This window comes from Sunxiuqinia sp. A32 (assembly GCF_052690465.1).
The window spans coordinates 312754-332488 of sequence record NZ_JBQYLI010000004.1; the positions used below are offsets into that span (position 1 = coordinate 312754).

Annotated in this window: 16 protein-coding genes and 1 tRNA gene; 7 read left to right on the top strand and 10 right to left on the bottom strand. The window is 36.5% G+C overall.

Going from position 1 to position 19735, the window contains the following annotated elements:
• Entirely contained in the window at positions 1 to 1701 is a 1701-nt protein-coding gene (locus ACUNWD_RS06125; RefSeq protein WP_445586902.1) for a glutamine--tRNA ligase/YqeY domain fusion protein, read from the bottom strand.
• A gap of 157 nt (positions 1702 to 1858) precedes the next feature.
• Between ACUNWD_RS06125 and folB the strand changes: the two genes are divergently transcribed.
• On the top strand, positions 1859 to 2212 hold the full coding sequence (gene folB / locus ACUNWD_RS06130; RefSeq protein WP_445586903.1) for a dihydroneopterin aldolase: 354 nt from the start codon (positions 1859 to 1861) through the stop codon (positions 2210 to 2212).
• Between the two features lie 66 nt (positions 2213 to 2278).
• Positions 2279 to 2349: transfer RNA gene (locus ACUNWD_RS06135), tRNA-Cys, on the top strand.
• Positions 2350 to 2740: 391 nt separating this feature from the next.
• Here ACUNWD_RS06135 and ACUNWD_RS06140 read toward each other — a convergent pair.
• The 9 genes from ACUNWD_RS06140 to ACUNWD_RS06180 form a co-directional block, all read right to left on the bottom strand.
• Positions 2741 to 4081, bottom strand: a complete 1341-nt coding sequence (locus tag ACUNWD_RS06140; protein WP_445586904.1) for an MFS transporter — start codon at positions 4079 to 4081, stop codon at positions 2741 to 2743.
• Positions 4082 to 4175: 94 nt separating this feature from the next.
• Positions 4176 to 5168, bottom strand: coding sequence for a glycoside hydrolase family 130 protein (locus ACUNWD_RS06145; protein ID WP_445586905.1), 993 nt, complete (start codon positions 5166 to 5168; stop codon positions 4176 to 4178).
• A 224-nt stretch (positions 5169 to 5392) separates the two neighbouring features.
• Positions 5393 to 6271, bottom strand: coding sequence for an endonuclease/exonuclease/phosphatase family protein (locus ACUNWD_RS06150; protein ID WP_445586906.1), 879 nt, complete (start codon positions 6269 to 6271; stop codon positions 5393 to 5395).
• A 155-nt stretch (positions 6272 to 6426) separates the two neighbouring features.
• Positions 6427 to 7275 carry an endonuclease/exonuclease/phosphatase family protein gene (locus ACUNWD_RS06155; RefSeq protein ID WP_445586907.1) on the bottom strand — a complete coding sequence of 283 codons (849 nt, stop codon included), beginning with the start codon at positions 7273 to 7275 and terminating at the stop codon, positions 6427 to 6429.
• A gap of 76 nt (positions 7276 to 7351) precedes the next feature.
• Positions 7352 to 9190 (bottom strand): RagB/SusD family nutrient uptake outer membrane protein, encoded by a 1839-nt coding sequence (locus ACUNWD_RS06160; RefSeq protein WP_445586908.1) that lies wholly within the window; start codon positions 9188 to 9190, stop codon positions 7352 to 7354.
• 10 nt (positions 9191 to 9200) lie between these two features.
• Positions 9201 to 12650, bottom strand: a complete 3450-nt coding sequence (locus ACUNWD_RS06165; RefSeq protein ID WP_445586909.1) for a TonB-dependent receptor — start codon at positions 12648 to 12650, stop codon at positions 9201 to 9203.
• Positions 12651 to 12817: 167 nt separating this feature from the next.
• Positions 12818 to 13849 carry a FecR family protein gene (locus ACUNWD_RS06170; protein WP_445586910.1) on the bottom strand — a complete coding sequence of 344 codons (1032 nt, stop codon included), beginning with the start codon at positions 13847 to 13849 and terminating at the stop codon, positions 12818 to 12820.
• 58 nt (positions 13850 to 13907) lie between these two features.
• Complete coding sequence (locus tag ACUNWD_RS06175; protein WP_445586911.1) at positions 13908 to 14483, bottom strand: RNA polymerase sigma-70 factor; 576 nt, start codon at positions 14481 to 14483, stop codon at positions 13908 to 13910.
• Between the two features lie 169 nt (positions 14484 to 14652).
• Entirely contained in the window at positions 14653 to 16254 is a 1602-nt protein-coding gene (locus tag ACUNWD_RS06180) for an ATP-binding cassette domain-containing protein (RefSeq protein WP_445586912.1), read from the bottom strand.
• 78 nt (positions 16255 to 16332) lie between these two features.
• Between ACUNWD_RS06180 and ACUNWD_RS06185 the strand changes: the two genes are divergently transcribed.
• The 5 genes from ACUNWD_RS06185 (at position 16333) to ACUNWD_RS06205 (ending at position 19727) form a co-directional block, all read left to right on the top strand.
• Positions 16333 to 17616 (top strand): MFS transporter, encoded by a 1284-nt coding sequence (locus ACUNWD_RS06185; protein WP_445586913.1) that lies wholly within the window; start codon positions 16333 to 16335, stop codon positions 17614 to 17616.
• A 279-nt stretch (positions 17617 to 17895) separates the two neighbouring features.
• The gene (locus ACUNWD_RS06190; RefSeq protein ID WP_445586914.1) at positions 17896 to 18216 is read left to right on the top strand and encodes a NifB/NifX family molybdenum-iron cluster-binding protein; all 321 of its coding nucleotides are present in this window, start codon (positions 17896 to 17898) and stop codon (positions 18214 to 18216) included.
• Positions 18217 to 18232: 16 nt separating this feature from the next.
• Positions 18233 to 18463 (top strand): DUF5320 domain-containing protein, encoded by a 231-nt coding sequence (locus ACUNWD_RS06195; RefSeq protein ID WP_445586915.1) that lies wholly within the window; start codon positions 18233 to 18235, stop codon positions 18461 to 18463.
• A gap of 64 nt (positions 18464 to 18527) precedes the next feature.
• On the top strand, positions 18528 to 18863 hold the full coding sequence (locus ACUNWD_RS06200; RefSeq protein WP_445586916.1) for a NifB/NifX family molybdenum-iron cluster-binding protein: 336 nt from the start codon (positions 18528 to 18530) through the stop codon (positions 18861 to 18863).
• A gap of 9 nt (positions 18864 to 18872) precedes the next feature.
• Positions 18873 to 19727: a damage-control phosphatase ARMT1 family protein gene (locus tag ACUNWD_RS06205; RefSeq protein ID WP_445586917.1), complete on the top strand. Its 855-nt coding sequence runs from the start codon at positions 18873 to 18875 to the stop codon at positions 19725 to 19727.
• The last annotated feature ends 8 nt before the right edge of the window (positions 19728 to 19735 follow it).

Here is a 19735-nt window from a genome sequence, read left to right on the forward strand (position 1 = left end):
TTATTTACCTTTTTGCTTCGACCAGTTATCTCGAAGTGGTGCTGTTCGATTAAACACCAACTTTTCCGGAGTAGTGTCCGGATCAAGATTGAAATATCCCAATCGTTCAAATTGAAATGAATCCAATGCCTTGGCATCCTTTACAAATGGCTCGATGTAGCAGTTTGATAACACTTTCAATGAATCAGGATTCAAGAAATCTTTAAAGTCAACATCTTTGTGACCATCAGGCTCTTCATCATTAAACAAGCGGTCATACAATCGAATTTCTGCTTTCACATTTTCACTTGCCGAAACCCAGTGCATAGTAGCTTTTACTTTCCTGCCATCAGCAGATTTTCCACCTTTCGTCTCCGGATCATACGAACAATGAAGTTCAATAATCTCTCCATTTTCATCCTTAACTACTTCGTCGCAGGTAACGTAATAAGCATAACGCAATCTCACTTCCCTGCCAGGAGCCATTCGGAAAAATTTACGTGGAGGGTCTTCCATAAAGTCATCCCTTTCAATATACAATTCACGGGTAAATGGGACATCACGCCTACCTGCTTCCGGGTCTTCAGGATTATTGAGCGCACTCATCATTTCGACCTGGTCTTCCGGATAATTGGTGATCACAACCTTTAATGGATTTAAAACGCCCATTACTCGTTGTGCCCGTTTATTTAAATCTTCGCGTACACTATGCTCCAATAAAGCAACATCAATCATTCCATCAACTTTGGTCACCCCAATTTTATCTGCAAAATTACGAATTGACTCAGGAGTATACCCCCTGCGACGCAAACCTGAAATCGTAGGCATCCTTGGATCGTCCCAGCCATTCACATAATTATCTTTCACCAATTCCAGTAACTTTCGTTTGCTCATCACGGTGTATGTCAGGTTCAAGCGCGCAAATTCTATCTGGCGGGGACGATATTCTCCATCCATCAGTTGTTCAATAAACCAATCATACAACGGACGGTGAACTTCAAATTCAAGTGTGCAAATTGAATGTGTTATACCTTCCCAATAATCACTTTGACCATGTGCAAAATCGTACATCGGATAAATACACCACTTATCACCGGTACGATGATGGTGCGCTTTCATTATCCGATAGATGATTGGATCACGCATATGCATATTTGGTGATGCCATATCAATCTTAGCACGCAATACCCGTTCACCCTCATTGAATTCGCCTGCTTTCATTCGTAGAAATAAATCCAGATTTTCCTCTGGTGTACGACTACGGTGTGGACTTTCAAATCCAGGACGAGTAGGTGTTCCTTTTTGTGAACTAATCGTTTCAGCATTCTGATCATCGACATATGCCTTACCTTCTTTGATTAGCTTCACTGCAAACTCAAAAAGATTGTCAAAATAATCTGATGCATAAAACTCTGTACCACCCCAACTAAAACCTAACCAGCTTACATCCTTCTTAATAGATTCAACATATTCAGTTTCCTCTTTCGATGGATTAGTATCATCAAAACGCAGGTTCGCTTTTCCATTGAATTTCTGAGCGGTACCGAAGTTCAAACAAATAGACTTGGCATGTCCGATATGCAAGTATCCATTTGGCTCAGGAGGAAATCGGGTATGTACCCTTCCTTCATTTTTCCCTTCATTAATTTCTTCCTCAATAATTTGATGAATGAAATTCTTCTTTCCTACCACTGTTTCGTTTCCTGAATTGTTAACGCTCATATGTTTGCAATGATTAATGAATTTTGTACAAAAATATAAAATGATTCTGCACAAACGCTTTAATGAGTCTACAAATCCATCATCTTAAAAAGAAAAATTAATTTTGTACCGACTTTATTTTAATGAATAATTTCAAAAACAGACTTAAACAACACACATGAATGGTTTAATTGAGATAGAAGGAATGGAATTTTATGCCTATCACGGGCATTTTGATGTGGAAAAGAAAGTTGGGAATCGTTTTTTAGTTGATGTCAGAATTGAAACGAACTGTGAAGCAGCAGCTAAATCGGACCAACTAGAGGATGCATTGGATTATCAATTAGTTTACCAAATAATTAAAGAGGAGATGAAAATTCCATCCGATCTGCTGGAGAATGTCTGTACCCGGATTTTAAGCAGGCTTCACACGACTTTTTCAGAAATTGATTTGGCAACCATTAAAGTTTCAAAAATGAATCCACCAATGGGTGGACAAATTGAAAAAGTAAGCCTGACACTAAGTCTGTGATGAATTCTTAAGTTGATTATTGGAACATCCAATTTTTTGTATAAATTTGCAGTCCCGTAAACAAAGGGTTCCTTGGCCGAGCGGCTAGGCAGCGGTCTGCAAAACCGCGTACGGCGGTTCGAATCCGCCAGGAACCTCTACGAAAAAACCTCACAAACACTGTTAATCAGATTTGTGAGGTTTTTTATTTTCCATTTCATCGATCTTGGTAATTCTTATAAATCTATTTACACTAAGTTATTAATATCCCATTGCATTGTGAAAAATAAACATATTATACTACGAATTTTAGTAGAAATAACAGCCTTCTAAAGATTACATCTATTTCTTCTAAACTTATTGTATGGTTAAGATATTGAAAGCTTTCCTGCACAATCTAAATAATCACAACAGAAATTACAACTTTTAACAAAGCTAGAATTGATGAAAAAAAGAAGATCTGAAATCTTAATCAGATTCTCATGAAAGGTATTCCAGTCAACTTTTTTGATATTTATACCAAAGATCAATGTATCTTTACATTAGCTTCTAGTGAGTAGGTTTTTTATTCCATATCCAAAGAGGCAATAAAACGGACAAGATTGCGGAACCAAGCCAAAACCAAACAACTGAAGAGAAATCATATAACATCTCATTCGAAATAACTTGTTTGCTATTCTGAATCACATAACCACTAACAATATCTTGGATCGCTGCTCCCAAATAACTTGCCATTCCTATAACACCAAGTGCGGCACCTGTAGCTTTTTCTGATGCTAAATCAACTGCCATTAATCCGCCCAGAAAACAAATCAGTGCCCCAATTGCAAGTCCAAAAATAACCATGCTTACTATGTCAATCCATAGTAATCCTTTCCCAATAAATAGAAATAAACTTAGCCCAATTACATTCATGACACCAAAAATTAGTACTGGAATATTTCTTTTACCTCCGAAAAACTTATCGGAAATCCAGCCAGAACTTACTGTGCCTAAAATTCCACAGACCGAACTTACTGAAACGATAAAACTTGCTTCGATAGTTGAATAACCTTTTTGAGCCTGAAGAAAAAATATTCCCCAACTATTAACCGCATATCGAGTGATATACATAAAAGCACTGGACAATGCTAGAATCCATATAGCCGGATTACGCAACACCTCAAGCTGGTAAGAGCCAACACTTTTGTCCTTTTCATTAGTTTGGGCACCATCATTCTCAATACATCCAACTCCTTCAGAAACACCATATTTATTAGGACTTTCTTTTAGAAAAAGTAAAATAAGTAATACTCCTATCAGACCAATCAGTCCAGCACCATTGAACCCAGCACGCCAGCCAATGCTACTCACAATAACAGCCGTTAATATGAAAGTTAGAGATTCCCCAATGTTATGACTAGAACTCCAGAGCCCATAATATGTTCCTCTCTCCTCACTCCCAAACCAACGAGAAAGAGCGATTACACTTGGTGGGCCTCCCATTGACTGTGCCCAACCGTTAATTCCCCATAATACAGCAAAAAACACAAATCCGGACGTAAAGCCCAAAATAATATTAATCAAAGCGGAGATAAATAATCCGAGCGCCATAAAAAGCCTAATATTACTACGGTCAGCAAGAAACCCATTTATGAATTTGCCTACGGCATATGCAACAAATAAGGCAGATCCCATAATTCCAAGTTCAGATTCTGAAAGGAATCCGCTATCGACAATTGGCTTCTTTATTACATTTAAACTCAATCTACACACATAATATAATCCATAACCAACAGTAGCTGAAAGGAAAACAGACCAACGAAGTCGGTTATATCTTTTTCTTATGTTCTCCTCGCTACTCAAAAAATCCGCTTCTGCTCTTATATTATAATAATTCGTAAGTCTCATGATAAAAATTTATTACTGCCCCACATTTATGCGATTAGCATATTATGCGAAGTCCACTTAACAGAAAAACCGATCACCCAATTTGATGAAACAATCAGAGCGCTAATTTCGCCGTAGATTCTGCCACTGCAATTTTAGAGTCAGCCGTTCCATAATACAATAACCATTTATTATTGAAGTATGCTAATCCCTCCAAAAAACAAACGTTATTTACCTGACCGCCAATTTCATATGGCTGATCTGGAGTTATAAACCACCTATCCATACGATCGACAACTTTAGTAGGATCATTCTTGTCAATCAAAACCTGACCAGCAGCATACGCCCCAGCAGCTAAATTCTTATCTCCATTCGTCTTACTGTTTTTGCTATTGTAAAGAAATAGAATCCCATCATCTGTAATTAAAGCAGGAGGTCCTGGTTCAACAAGTTCGCTATCAAACATATCTTCACGTGTTGAGAATACTATATGAAAGGCCTTGGTATATGCTCTCATTGTATCTAGATGCATTTTCCCTGGATCAGTCTCTAAAATGGGATTCCAATCAATAAGATTATTAGACGTAGCAACATAAATATTTGATTCTCCCCAATACATCCAGTATTTACCATTAACCTTTGTCGCCACCATTTTTCCATCTACATGTCTACAAACTATAGATCCTGATTTTGACCACATATCTACATACTCATCTCCCGCTTTTTTAAATACTGAACCATATTTTTGCCATTTCCTTAAATCAATCGATGTTGCCACAAAAAGACGAGCTTTATCGCCATCATATGCCGTATATGTCATATAATAAGTACCATCCGAATCTTCTACTATTCTGGGATCTTCACATCCTCCTTCCCATTCATATTTTATACATTCATCATTGTTAGGAAATAATACTGGCGTCTCTAATTTCTCAAAACTATATCCATCCAAGCTATATGCTAACCCAATACGAGAAGTCCCTTTATATTCTCCAATGACATCTTCAGCACGATACAATAAGAAGAGGGTATCTCCTTTAACAACACTTGCTGGATTAAAAACGTCTTTTTGCTCCCAATTGACAAGGGTATCTCGTATAGGGCACAAAAAACTACTTGAATCAGATGGAATTAAACACGGATTCTTCTTGATGTCTTTTGAAAAATGTAAAAGAAAATAATCTTGATACTCTAATTTCGGGAGGCACCCACTGAAAAGTGCACTGGAAAATAATAAAATTGTAATAATATATAATGTCTTCATTTTATACGCAATAATTTAAAATAACTTGAATCCAAAGAATTCATCAATAGAGCTGCTAGTTCATTTAACTATGGCAACTCAAACTCTGAAACAATCGGAAAATGATCTGATATATAAGCTACACGTTCAAACTCTTCATTAATGACCTTATAGGAGGTTGGGGTTGTATTTAGATACCATATATAGTCGATAACCGTATTAGCCTCTCCCCAACCATTAAAAGTTCCTAAATCAAATTGATTCTCCTCTGAAAAATCAGCTCTTGTATTTTTCATAAAACCAGAAAAGTTAATGATATTATCATCTAAAGGCTGCATATTAAAATCACCGACCAACACTACAAAAGATCCATCACCTGCTATTTGACTAATCTTCTCTTTGATTAGGAGCAAGCCATTTCTACGAGCTTCCGTACCTTTATGATCAAGATGTGTATTAAAAAAATAAATTTCCTTATCGGTATTTTTTATTTTAAGGCTAACCCATGTACAAATTCGATAGCAAGCACCGTCCCATCCCTTGCTCATAATATCCGGAGTTTCACTTAACCAAAAAGTTCCACTATTCTTAAGTTTGAAAATATCTGAACGAAAACAAATAGATGAAAATTCAGTACTTGATCCACCTCCATCTCGTGCGACTCCAACCATAATATAATCTTTCAAGTTATCCTCAAAGAAGGTCTTTTGATCAGGTCTCACCTCCTGCATTCCAATAAGAGCAGGATGAACACTTTTAATCATCGCCAAACAAGAAAATTTTCGATTATCCCAACTGTGTTCATCTGTATCTCCGCCACTATTCCTAACATTAAAAGACATTGCTTTAATACTGGAGACAATCTGGATATCTTCATTTTTATTGGAAAGGTCTTCAGAAACATCTGAACAAGAGCCAATAACAAAAGGAAAAATTACAACCCATGTAAAATATATAATTCGATTCATTCTTAATCTAAATTGATAATAAAACCAACCACAGATAGAAAAGGTATTCAAGTTGCAACAAACGACCTCCTATCCGTGGTTACAAAAAAATTAACTTAAAATCTTAATTTTAAAGAACATAACAAGAACAGCTAAACTGTAAACTACTCTAGAAGTTAGTTTACAACTGCCTTTACTACGATTGGTTGATGATCAGTAGGGAATCGTTGATTTTGGTTATCAGTCAGCACTGCGTATTTCAAAATGCTAATTTGATCACTAACAAAAATATAATCTATTGTTTCATCTAATGGAGCATCAAATTTAAAGCCATTAAAAGTTCCTTTTGGTCCATAAGGAGGCGTTTTTGACACTTTCCTAGAATCCTTCAACAGAGTTTGCATTGTTTGTATTTGTTCCGTTTCAGGGGTTGAGTTATAGTCTCCCACACAAAACACGGGAAAATCTCCAGCAATATCCTGAATCTTTTTAACCATCAATTTCCCTGACTCTATTCTAGCCTTAACGCCTCGGTGATCAAAATGAACACAAAAAAAGAAAAACTCTTTTGAAGTAATCAAATCAGAGAACTTAGCCCAAGAACAAATCCGTTTGATCTTTGCATCCCATCCAGATGATGGTACTTCAGGCGTTTCACTTAACCAAAAATCACCAGAGTCTAATAATCTAAATCGATCCATTTTATAAAAGATCGCTGAATGTTCTCCTGCTTCCTCCCCATCATCACGTCCATGCCCGGTATACGCATATTCTTCCATTTCAAGCAAATCTTTCAATTGCCCTATAAAACCTTCCTGAGTACCAAGAATATCAAATTCATGGTAGCGAATCAAACTTTTTACTTCTTCTTTTCGATTTGGCCAGGCATTATTACCGTCTGCCGGTGTATTTTGTCGAAGGTTATATGTTGCTGCAATAATATAATTATTTGTTTGAGCAGAAGTATGAATAATAAACACGTAAAAAAACACAACAACTGCAAATCCTTTTCTTAAAATATCCATTTCTATTGTTTTAAAATATAAAACCAAGCTAATTCAGGAAATCTAAATACTTCCTGAATTAACTGCCTATCATTTATTAATTCCCATCATTTGTAGCACCGTTTTCCCAACCTATATTTTGAGAAATATTCGGATTTTTAACTATCGCAGAAGCAGGTATTGGATATAAGTATTGCTTATCTCCCCATACTCGCTTATAGTCATTGGGTTTATCCCATGTTAGATAATAACCTTCAGCTCCAGCGACTTCTTCAACCAACTGTAATTTACTTGAACTACCTTGTCCTTCTTCTACATACACAGTTGCACAAGTGGCTTTAGCGACATTCCAATCACCGGTAAGATCTTTAGCGCTATTAAGCCCCTCTGTCGAAGTATAGAAGATCACATCGTAGCTCCCGCTTTGATCAAGATCAATCGGGACATTAAGTTCTGGCACATACATTCCATACCAACTTTTTAACAGCAAATCACCTTTTTTCCATCGACGAAGATCATCAAATCGGAACCCTTCAAGACATAATTCGACACCTCTTTCTCTTCGAATCTCAAGAATAACTGGATCTGAGATATCGGGGAAATAAAATGATTTTAAATAATTATCTATAGTGGTCGGTTTTGTTGATATCCCTCCGGTGATACCAGCACGAGATCGTATTGCTCCAACCGTTTTAGCCCAGTCAGAATCAGTAATGGTTCCTAACTCAGCTTTTGCTTCTGCATGATTTAGTAGCACTTCTGCATAACGGAATAAAGGAAGAGCATTTGTATTCAAAGCTGCATTGTCATAATTTTTCCCATCCAAACACAGTTTTATAGGTTGATAACCGGTAAATGAGTAACCCGCAAAATCCGGTGCAGTCGGCTCTCCATCACGCATATAACCTGGAGTCCTAATGGTCTGCGCCAACCTATTATCTCTATTCTGACATTCTGCATAGAAATCTTCTGTTTCCCATCCAACTTTGCTTGTGTATGGCGTACCATCAAGCTGTAGATACGTATTAATAAATGGTCGCGTCATGCTAAATCGGTTTCCATAGGTAGGTGAAGTCCATTTCCAGTTTGCATTGTGCAACACTCCCAAATCTTCACTTGAACATACTGCCATCAAAACTTCATCTGTTTTGGGATCATCGTTTGTAAATAATGCTCGATATGACTTTTGAGGGCCACCTGAAGTGTAGAGTTTTTTCCCAGAACTATTCATTAAAAATTCGGACATACTGACTGCACGTGATAACCAAGTATCAGCAGAGGTATCAAGGCTCAAGTTATGATATTTACGATATGTACCTTCGAATAAACACACCCGAGAAGCTAATGCATAAGCAACCCATTTTGTAACTAACGTTCCTGATGCATCTGAAGTTTTTGTGATGTTATTGCAAGCAAACTCAAGATCCTCATAAACTTTCTCCATAACGAGCTCACGAGAATCCCTTGTCGCATATAATGCCTCATCTTCAACATCAAGAGGTCTGTCTATCCAAGGAACATCTCCAAAACTCCTGACCTTACTATAGTAAAAATAAGCACGAAAAAAACGAGCAATACCAATATAATTATTTCTGACAGACTCGCTAACAGACTCCTCAACACAGTTTTCAATAAAATAATTGATATTTCTTAAGTCTCCCCAGCTCCAACCTCCACTACTGGTTTCGCTATAAGCATTCTCTGTTATAAATGAAGAGATATTATTAATTGCTCCAAAATCAACTAAATCAACCTCTACTTGATTCAAACTACTTCCAGAGGGTAGCATGTTATAGAATGAATAAACATAAGTTCTCATTCCATCTTCTGATGTAAAGATTGCATCTTTCCCGACAGATGATTCAGGTGTTTCATAAAGATCACATGAAGAAAGAATCATGCCGATCATAAATATTAGATATAATATATTTTTCATAATCAATAAATTAAAATGTTACAGATAATCCTAATGATATACTCTTCATCAAAGGATAACTATAGTTTGCACCTTTATCTCCTGATGTCAAATCAGGATCCGACCCCTGGGTATTTGTGACATCGAAATCACGCGTATGCTTATATAAAGGTGACCAACTCCAAAGATTTTCACCACTTATGTATACACGTGCAGATTGCATCCGAACTTTAGACATCAAACTGGATGGGAAAGTATAACCTACTTGTAGATTCTTCAATCTTACATACCCAATATTCTGTATATACCTATCGTTAATTGTCTGCCTAACCGACTCATTATAACCTGAATAACGAGGCAAATATGCATCAGGATTATCCTCGGTCCAGTAGTTATTCAAATGCCATGTTGGTAAATTATTATATGGTCGATTATATTGTCCCCAAAAACCAGATTCTTTATTTGGATACCAGTCCTGGCGACCCACTCCTTGCATAAATGCTGACAAAAAGAAACCTTTCCAATCAGTATTTAAAGAGAAGCTAAAGATGTACCTGGGTTCTTCGTTACCAATAATCACCATATCCCCAGGATTATCAACAGTTTTGTCACCATAATCAATTTTGCCGTTATCAGTATTATCCACAAACTTTACGTCCCCAGGATAAACAGTTCTGTTCGTGGAAGATCTTAATATGGTATTAACATACCCATTACTAATATCTTCTGCAGTTAACAAGCCATCCGTTTTATACCCCCATATTTCTCCTATTTTCTGTCCTTCATAATAGTCACTAAGTGTTTTTGTAGAGTTATTGTAACTATCAATAATCGAGCTGTAGTCATGTAGTGTAACTCGCACATCGTAACTAAACAAGTCATTTGCTAACAAAAACTTATCCTGCCATTTAATCGACAATTCCCAACCTTTGGTAGTCATATCAGCATAATTCCCTTTAGGAGAAGTTGCACCAAATACATCAGGAAGGGTTACACCCTGTGTATACATATCTGTTGTTTTTCGAATGTAATAATCTCCTGAAAAACGAAGTTTACCATCTACCATACCAAAATCAACACCAAAATCGGTCGTTGTCGCTGTTTCCCAAGTCAGGCTATTGGGAATAACAGCAGGATTCCGAGTATATTTATTTAATGCACTATCTAATACTCGACCAGATGTACTGATTGATAAAAGTTCCATAAATTTATATGAACCTATATTCCCGTTACCTAGCGAACCATAAGATCCACGAACTTTTACATCAGAAATAAAACCTTTATCTACATTCCAGAAAGGTTCTTCAGATATTCTCCAACCGGCAGATACCGATGGGAAAAAAGCATATTGCTGATCTTGAGGGAATTTAGAAGAACCATCATACCGTCCATTCACTTCAATCAAATAACGATCTTTGTACCCATAATTTAAACGGAAAAAAGCACCGGCGATTCTCCATCTCTCATATCCAGCAGAAGTTGTTATTGATTCTCCAAGTGCAAGATTCAGACTCTCTGCATCTTCAAGTAGTAATCCATTGCGCTGCACATATGAAGATTCATATTTAGAAGTCTCATAGTTATAGCCAACCATCCCTTTGAAATAATGACCTCCTGCAAAAGTATCTTCATATTCTGCATAAAGGTTTGTTGAAGTATAAAAAGTGTTACGGGTAGACACTTTGTAATCATTATATTTATCACTTAACAAAACAACTTCTCCCTGCTTAGTACTGTATGGTATCGCAATTCTTTTTTGGGTATCATTATTGTCATAATTACGAAATGAAAAATCACCATTCACACTTAGTTTGTTATTAAAAAATTTGGCTGCAAAACCGGTCGTGTTCTTCAATACCTTCTTATGTGTATCAATTCCATTTTTACCATAGATAAAGTCTCCCACTGTGTATGCTGCTGACATTGTCAACGTTCCATCAGGATTAAAAATGGCTGCGGAAGGGTGTCCTTCATCTGCTATATTTCTCCATATAGACCCCCCTTCTCCGACATTTAAAGGATTATGATAGTTCATATCCGAAAACTCCATATTGTTTGTCACCTTTAACCAATCATATACCTGCAAGGAACCTTTTGCCCGGATATTTGCGGTTTTATAAACATCCGAATTATACTGAAACAAACCGTTATAATCATATATACGACTTGATATATAAAAATCAGACTTCTCGTTTCCACCTGAAATCATCACATTATGATCCTGTGCAAAAGACTGATCACGATACAACACATCATAATAATCAGTACTACCATAATAAGTGTAAGTACCATTATCTTCTACTACTACTTCTTCAGTTATTCCTTGTTCGGTTCTTTCTTTAAAAGTTTCTAACCAGGCATCCGAGTATTTCTGGGTTTTATTGATCTTACTCGGTAGTTTGGAATAATTATTCCAGGCATAATAAGCTTCACGAAAACGTTCTGCCCAGATATATCCATCAGTTACATTATCCTGCTCTGCCGCTGGCCTTTGAAAAGAAAAATTACCAGTATAGCTAACATTTATTTTTCCTTTTTGAGGTTGCTTTGTTGTAATCAACACAACACCAAAAGACCCTCGAGCACCATAGATTGCAGCGGATGCAGCGTCTTTTAACACTGAGACACTTGCAATATCATTAGGATTTATTAAAGAAGGATCGCCTTCAACACCATCAATTAAAACCAAGGCATCTCCACCCTGCCCAATTGAAGTTGCCCCACGTACATTAAAACTGGAGGAACGATTTGGTTTGCCATCATCTAGTTTGATATTTAGGTTTGGAACCACCCCTTGTAATGCCTGTGTAACATTTGAAACTGATCGGTTTTCAAATACTTCATCAGTTACTTGTTCTACTGCACCAGTTAAGTTAACTTTTTTCTGTGTACCGTATCCGATCGCCACGACTTCCTCGATTCCGATGGCTTCCTCTTCCAAAGTAACATTAATTGATGTTTTTCCTGCTACAAGTATCTCCTGAGTCTTCATCCCAACAAATGAGAAAATAAGAATTGCGTCTCCAGAAATATTAGAAATTGAATAGTTACCATCCGCATCTGTAATTGTCCCTGCTGTGGTACCTTTAACAACTACAGTAACACCAGGCAAAGGAAGCCCGGAAATATCTGTCACCTTTCCTGATATATCAATATTTTGGCCTGTAACAACAGTCTCACTTGAAGGCTGAATAATTATCTGTCTTTCTAGAACAGAATATGTAATATTTTGTCCCTTGAAGAGTCGATCCAACACTTTACCGACCTCTTCATTATTTGCTATAATGTCAACCTTCCTATCAACATCTATTAATTGACTATTAAACAAGAAATAGTATTCACTTTTCTGTTCAATATCATACAAGATCTCCTTAATCGTAGAATTCTTGAGATTTAAGCTTACCCTTGATGATTGAGAATGTGTATTCAGCGCAAATGTCTGAAAAATGGATAAGAATACTAAGAATAATGTTAGACGCATAATCCTTAAAAATTTAGAGTACCAGAACAAATGCTCTCGTACTTGTTTCAACAACAACTTTTTTTTCATACTTTTGATTAATTATTAGTGTAAATAAATAGACCTTATTTATTTTCATGTAAGAAAAAGGGATGGTGCAAACATTCCTTTTTCCGTTCCTGGTAGTTTCAATTCATTTCTATTCTTTTTTTGAGGTTTATTTTTTGAGGTTTATATGTTGAATCTATATTCTTTTCACGAGGAAGTATTTCAAATTCAATAGGGGCTGAAAGTGATAACATTTTTAAAACCTGATCAAGACTTTCATCAGAGAAAGTAGCAGAATAGACATAATCCAAAATTTCCTGATCCTCAATTTGAAACTGAACACCATACCATCTACCTAGCTTCTCAATAATTCTACCCATTGAATCATCTCTAAACATCAATTTACCGGACCTCCATGCCACATATTTGTCAAGATCAGTTTTACCTTTCTTAAGTTTATTATTTATTTTGGAATACACGACCAACTCGCCTGGCTCCATTTCAACTTTCTGACTAAATGCACTACAAGTCAATTCGACCTTTCCTTCAATTAATGCAGTTTCCACTTCCCTATCTGAACTATAGGCCGCACAATTAAAAATAGTCCCTAGTACTTTAATATCAATATCCGTTGTGTGCACTATAAATGGCCATTCTTTACTTTTCTCAACCTCAAAAAAACCTTCACCAATTAACTCTACTCGTCTTTCATCCTTTTCAAAGTTGACAGGATATGTTATTTGGCTCCCGGCATTCAACCAAACCTTTGTTCCATCTGGCAATACCAATGACGATTTAAGCCCTAATGGAACACTTACAGTATTACACACCAAGTCATTATTGGTTACTCTATGATGGTTGAACAACAATAAAAAGCTGGCTAGTAACAAAGGAATAAAAAGTATGGCTGCAACTCTTTCCAGTTTTTTCAAGCGAATTAAAAATGGATTTTTAAATAGTACGGCTTCTACTTTTCTTAACGCTCTTTCCTTATTTATTCGTTTCATTTTATGAAGATCGTCAACTGAACTCCACAACTTTTTATACTCTTGATAAAAAATTTGATTTTCATTTTCCAACAACCACTCATTCAATTCAAGTTTTTCAGCATGGTTTATACTTCCTTCAAACTCTTTGAGAATAAGTAATTCATATCGTGTATTATCTTCCATCTTTTCTGCTTTACACAGATTAGACGTATAGATATATCTTTACACGTACTTTGAAATATTAAAAAGTAAGAAAAAGTTGAAATAAATAATCCTTTAAGTCTTTACGGAGTATTTTTAACGCTTTGGTAATCTGTGTCTCTACGGTTCTTTGAGAAATACCCAATTTATCTGCAATTTCTATAGATTTTAATCCATCGTAACGACTCATTTTAAAAATTTCGCGGCAACGGGAAGGTAATTTTCTAATCGAATCTTCGACCATTTTTTGAAGTTCATGTTCCGCCCAAAATTCATGTTCTGAGTCGATTCCAATGCTTTTCTGCCGTTGAACATATTTATCCTGAGTCTCTTTTTTGCGAATTAAATCAATACAATTATTTTTCACTGCACTTGACAAATAACTCTTAATTGAGCTTGATCTAATGTATTCCCTATTCTCCCAAAGTTTCACAAAAACCGATTGAACTATATCTTCAGACAACTCAATATCATGCATATACTTATCAGCAAATACTACCAGACCTGTATAATAGTAATCAAATATCAAAGTAAAAGTCTTACGATCCCCCTCCTTCAATTTCTCAAGAAAAAAAGCACTTTCAATCTCAAAATCTTTGTAAGGTTTTGCCTCCATAGAATACTTAAATGCAGATAGGGAGCAAAAGTATAAAAAAATAACTGAAACAAATTTGTAAGCCCAAGATCCTCCAACACCCCATCACAACCCCTTCATTAATCAACTAATCGCGAGAGGTTTTTTCATTTAACGCTGAATTCAAAGTCAAAAAAATCATCATACAAATTTATCCAACAAATTTTCTATTGGCAGTCACCTTCCCCTGCTCCAATTGCAGCAAATGAGTAACACTTTTCGGAATTTCATCATAATGATGGGTGACGTAGATCAATGTGATCTTCAGGCGTTTGCAAATTACATCAATTAATGAAGTAAAATGTTTGGTTTGCAAATGATCCAGCCCTTGACAAGGTTCATCCAAAACGAGCAAAGCCGGCGATTTAACCAATGCTCGTGCAAGTAACACTGAACGCTGTTCTCCCAACGATGCATGGATAAACATTCTGGAACCTAAATGGGACAAATTTAAAACTGAGAGCCATGCATCAGCCATTTTGTCTTGATATTCCGTTGATTTAGAAGTAAAGCCTACCTCATCCCGAAAACCGGAAAGCACCACATCACGACAGGTAAACCGGCTATATGCCTGATAGCTGGAATCAGCCAAGCCAGGTATCGTATTAAATATTCCGGCACCGCGCAAAAAATAAAGATGAAGCTCTGGCGAAACAAGGCCAATCTTCTTTTTGATATCCCAAATACTTTCACCACTCCCCCGTTTTCTGTCAAACAAAATGAGATGGTTGTCGTATCCCTGAGGATTATCAGCTGAAATTAAGCTAAGCAAAGTTGTTTTCCCCGCTCCGTTGTGACCTAGTAAAGCCCACCTCTCCCCTTGTTTTACGTTCCAATCAACATCCTGTAAGATTTGTTTGCCATTCAAGTTCACATTTACCTTTTTCATTAAAATGACATCCTCAAAACGTTCTTCAACCTCTTTAAGCAGTGAAAGAAATTGATTGTCGTCAACAAGTTTGTGATGCCCTACAATTTCAATTTCAGGTTGATAATCTTTTCTGTCAACAAACTGGTTCTGCCTTCCATCTTTTAATTCCAACACTTTAGTAACCGTATTTGGAATATGGTGCGGATCACAAATAATAATCAGCAGAACACCTGCCTTCCTGACTTGCTCCAGCAAGCTTGAAAGCTTTTCCCTTGAATGAACATCCAAGCCAACAAAAGGCTGATCAAGCACCAACAAACCGGCCTTTTGCAAAAGTGCAGCAGCCAATTGCACTCGTTTACGTTCTCCATTACTCAAGTCCAACAGCTTTCGCTCAGTCAAGTGGGAAATTTCCATTTGTTTCACAACCTGACTAACTTCCTGAAGCATCATTTCTTCCTTTTCATCTGAAATGAACTTTTTAAGAAAAGTTTCAACCGTTGGCCCATGATCCATGCCCGTGCTTTCGTATCGTTGTCCATAGTGCATGCTGGCTCTTCCCGAAAAGAAAATAAAATGATCCTGTTGATCGACCATAACCGGGTTGATCGCTGAATTATAAATCACATCACCAGCTGATGGCCGCAACCTGCCCGAAATAACTTTGCCCAACAGCGTCTTTCCACTACCGGAAGCACCCGTTATAGCTAGTGATTCATTATGCATCAGGCTAAAAGTGACATTATTAAGGATCGCTTTTCCGTCGATTTTCAAATTAAGATCAACTATTTTCAGAAAGTTGCTTTGGACCACATCCATATACGAACAATTCATCGATTTGGCTAAAGATAATGAATCTGCTTTCAAGTCTTCAAATGGCATAGTTCTTCCACTAAAAAATAATTAACTTGTCTGTCAAAATTTAAAAGCTGTTTATTTACATCAACTAAAAAACTAATCATGGGCAATCGCACAAAATTCCCAAAGGTATTTTGGGTAGCTAATTCAATTGAGGTTCTCGAACGTTTTGCGTATTATGGAATTTACATGAGCTTTGGAATTTACCTGGGTGAGCTGGGTTTTTCTAAAGGTGACCTTGGAGTAATACAAAGTATTTTCCTGGCACTTTCTTACCTGATTCCACTATTTTCTGGAACATTTGCAGACAAGTATGGCTTTAAGAAAATGTTGATCATTTCGTATTTGGCCTATTTACCATCCATTCTACTATTAATATTAACGCAAACGTTTAGCGGCATTGCCTTAACGATGTTAACCATTGGGTTCGCTGCCGGAATTTTTAAACCATTAATATCATCAACCGTTCGGGCAACAACTGACTCGACAAATAAGACATTGGGATTTGGAATATTCTACCAAATGGTAAACCTGGGAGCATCTATTGGACCAATCATTATGGGTAAATTGAGAGGATGGTCGTGGGACTATGTTTTCTACACCGCTGCTGCCACCATTGGATTGATGTTCATTATTACTTTACTTTTTTACAAAGAACCTGATCGGGAATTGGAAGGAGTAACCCTGAAACAGAAGTTCAAAGATATGGGTGAGGCACTTTCAAATATGAAGTTTCTGAGTTTTTTAATCTTATTAGGTATAATTTTTTGGCTTCCATTCTGGGCCTTTTTCAATGTGCTGGCAGTTTACATTAATGATTACCTGGACACTGCTTCACTTTACGAATCTGTTCGAATGGTTTTGGGAACAACAGTTACTCGTGTCATATCCAGTCAGGACGACGGAGTTTGGAAAATCAACGCTGAAGCAATTTCACACACCGGATATATTATCATCGTATTTCAGTTGATTATTTCTCGCATTTTCGAAAAACGAGCAGCAATTCCTTCGTTCATCATTGGAATGCTTATTGCAGCCGCTGGCTTTGTCATTCTGGGAATTTCAGCAACTTCACTAAATGGATTGGTATTCTTAGGAGTTTTCTTGTTTGCCATTGGAGAAATGATTTCATCCCCTCGCATTCAGGAATACATTATGTGGATTGCCCCAAAAGAAAAAGCCGGATTATATATGGGCACTAACTTTCTGGCTACTTTTATCGGAGCTGTATTAAGTGGAATTTATACATGGATAATGGGCATTTATGAAGCTTCCGGTCATCCGGAATATATCATGTATACTTTAGCAGCTCATTTGATTATCGGAATTCTTGCAATATCGATCTTCGTTAAAAAGGTTGGAGTATTTGAAGAAAGAACAGAATAAAAACAATCAAATATTGATTTAAAGAACGGGTAAGAATCATACCAACAACTTCAAAATCTTATAAAACCTTTGTGTAATTAATTGCACAAAGGTTTTTGTTTTTCATCGCGCCTCCCCCTAATCAACAAATAAAATAAGCCTCTAATATTAAAAAGGCACCCCACTTTCAATTGCAATAAAACCTACCGCCAAAATTCTTAATGAAAATATATTTCAAATTATTTTTATTATGAACATATGTTCTTTATATTTGTATCAAATTTATAAAAACACAGCACAATGAAAGTGGCAATTACAGCAACAGGAAATACGATGAAATCAGAGTTAGATGAAAGATTTGGCAGATGTTCATATCTGGCAATTCATGATTTTGACACTCATCTTACTGAATTTATAAAAAACCCAAACAAAGAAGCAGAAGAGGGTGCAGGACCGGCAACAGTTCAATTAATTGCCTCCAAGGAGGTTACAAAAATTATTTCCGGAGAATTTGGTGGGAAAGTAAAAAAAATACTCGATGACCTTCAAATTCAAATGATCATGTTTAACGGACCAACAAAAACTATCCAGGACATTGTGAAATTGATGAATAATAATTAATAAAGGAGGTGTTATCATGCCAGGTTTTAACAGTAAAGGACCTCTGGGAAAGGGCCCCGAAACAGGAAGAAAACTAGGGAAATGTGCTGATAAAAATGAAGATTCATTTAAGCAATCAGGCAAAATAAAAATCCAGGATTTCCCAAATGCTAGTGAAAATTTTGAACCATCTTTTGGTATTGGGCAAAGAAGGGGATTAAGGAGAAGAAATTCCTGGAATCGTGGTTTTAGGAATAAAGGTATCTAACCAAAGGTGAAGAACTGGTAGTAATTCAAAATATTACCAGTTCTACTTTTTAAAAAATTGAAATATGAAAAAAATTGCTATCCCTATAGAAAACGGACAACTGTGTGCTCATTTTGGACATTGCCAACAGTTTGCAATAGTAGTTGTCAATGATGATCAAACGATGCAAGAAAGTTCGATAAATCCACCACCCCACGAACCAGGCTTGTTGCCAAAATGGCTGGCAGAGCGTGGCGTTACAAATGTTATTGCTGCCGGAATTGGGCAAAAAGCCATCCAACTATTCAATCAACAACACATTGAAGTGGCAGTAGGTGTACCAGCAAATACTCCACAGAAAATAGTAGAAGATTGGCTCTCTAATTCGTTGAAAATGGGAGTTAACGCGTGCGATCATTAAACAAACTATATGGCTATTGATTACCGATGTTTCTTTTGTTTTAATAGAGCTTTTGAGACGCTACTAAAAAACAATACGTTACCAGACTCACAAGCTCTTGAATTTACGAACGATATGTTGCAATTATTTCTAGATAAGAATAATGAATTTTCGACGCCTCAATTCGCCCGGGAATTACATCATCGTTTAAAATGTTACACAAAAAACAACGATCCATACAAGGATGGCAAAAAAGAAAGTAACGACCTGATCCTGTCACAATATGATCATTTTAAACAATTGGTGGAGACCAGCAAAGATCCATTTGAAACAGCCATGCGATTGGCAATTGCCGGGAATATAATTGACTTTGCAATCAGTGATTCATTCAATCTCGAAGATACCATCGATAAAGTGTTGAACTCGGATTTTGCAATCAATCACTCCAAGGAATTGAAAGCAGCTCTGGATCAAGCAGAAACCGTTCTGTACTTGGGAGACAATAATGGGGAAATCGTTTTCGACAAATTATTCATCGAAACAATCAACCATTCCAATTTAATCTATGCCGTTCGGGATTTACCGGTAATCAATGATGCAACAATAAAAGACGCAGAATATGTTGGTTTAAATCAGTTGGTACAAGTAATATCAAATGGTTACGATGCTCCTTCAACTATTCTTGAACATTGCTCCGAAGAATTTTTATCGGTTTACAACAAAGCAGATATTATCATTTCAAAGGGGCAAGGAAATCTGGAAGGCTTACTGGAGTCGAAAAACGACAAGATCTTTTTCTTATTAATGGTAAAATGTGATGTAATTGCTGAAAAGTTAAAAGCAAAAAATGGTGATTTTGTGGCCTGTCAAGTTCACAAATTGTGATAGAAAAA

Coding starts and splice junctions, on each gene's coding strand:
- ACUNWD_RS06125 (WP_445586902.1), bottom strand. CDS start 1,701: ATGAGCGTTAACAATTCAGGAAACGAAACAGTGGTAGGAAAGAAGAAT.
- folB (WP_445586903.1), top strand. CDS start 1,859: ATGAATGGTTTAATTGAGATAGAAGGAATGGAATTTTATGCCTATCAC.
- ACUNWD_RS06140 (WP_445586904.1), bottom strand. CDS start 4,081: ATGAGACTTACGAATTATTATAATATAAGAGCAGAAGCGGATTTTTTG.
- ACUNWD_RS06150 (WP_445586906.1), bottom strand. CDS start 6,271: ATGAATCGAATTATATATTTTACATGGGTTGTAATTTTTCCTTTTGTT.
- ACUNWD_RS06155 (WP_445586907.1), bottom strand. CDS start 7,275: ATGGATATTTTAAGAAAAGGATTTGCAGTTGTTGTGTTTTTTTACGTG.
- ACUNWD_RS06160 (WP_445586908.1), bottom strand. CDS start 9,190: ATGAAAAATATATTATATCTAATATTTATGATCGGCATGATTCTTTCT.
- ACUNWD_RS06165 (WP_445586909.1), bottom strand. CDS start 12,650: ATGCGTCTAACATTATTCTTAGTATTCTTATCCATTTTTCAGACATTT.
- ACUNWD_RS06170 (WP_445586910.1), bottom strand. CDS start 13,849: ATGGAAGATAATACACGATATGAATTACTTATTCTCAAAGAGTTTGAA.
- ACUNWD_RS06175 (WP_445586911.1), bottom strand. CDS start 14,483: ATGGAGGCAAAACCTTACAAAGATTTTGAGATTGAAAGTGCTTTTTTT.
- ACUNWD_RS06180 (WP_445586912.1), bottom strand. CDS start 16,254: ATGCCATTTGAAGACTTGAAAGCAGATTCATTATCTTTAGCCAAATCG.
- ACUNWD_RS06185 (WP_445586913.1), top strand. CDS start 16,333: ATGGGCAATCGCACAAAATTCCCAAAGGTATTTTGGGTAGCTAATTCA.
- ACUNWD_RS06190 (WP_445586914.1), top strand. CDS start 17,896: ATGAAAGTGGCAATTACAGCAACAGGAAATACGATGAAATCAGAGTTA.
- ACUNWD_RS06195 (WP_445586915.1), top strand. CDS start 18,233: ATGCCAGGTTTTAACAGTAAAGGACCTCTGGGAAAGGGCCCCGAAACA.
- ACUNWD_RS06200 (WP_445586916.1), top strand. CDS start 18,528: ATGAAAAAAATTGCTATCCCTATAGAAAACGGACAACTGTGTGCTCAT.
- ACUNWD_RS06205 (WP_445586917.1), top strand. CDS start 18,873: ATGGCTATTGATTACCGATGTTTCTTTTGTTTTAATAGAGCTTTTGAG.